The sequence below is a fragment of the Microbulbifer okhotskensis genome, assembly GCF_023895975.1.
GTDB lineage: Bacteria > Pseudomonadota > Gammaproteobacteria > Pseudomonadales > Cellvibrionaceae > Microbulbifer > Microbulbifer okhotskensis.
On sequence record NZ_JALBWM010000607.1, the window covers coordinates 1 to 208 of the forward strand.

1 protein-coding gene is annotated in these 208 nt (G+C 62.5%); it reads right to left on the reverse strand.

Annotation, left to right across the window (positions count from 1 at the left end; translation table 11 throughout):
* A partial coding sequence (locus tag MO867_RS23440) for a hypothetical protein (protein ID WP_252473578.1) occupies positions 1 to 208 on the reverse strand: 208 nt, incomplete at both ends.

Consider the following 208-nt stretch of genomic DNA (forward strand, 5'->3'; position numbering starts at 1 on the left):
TCAGACGCTCTTCATCCACGGATTGCACGGTACCGGCCGCCTGAGCATCGATGCGCGCCCAGGCCCGCACCGCCAGTTCAATGGCGTTGCCTCTGGGGTTGGCGTTGTCGGTGTAGAGGCGAATCAGGTACTTCAGCGTATCGGCGGCGTGTTCCTCATCGCGCGTCTGCTCATGAATAATCTCGATGCGGCGCAGGCGCCACTGCTC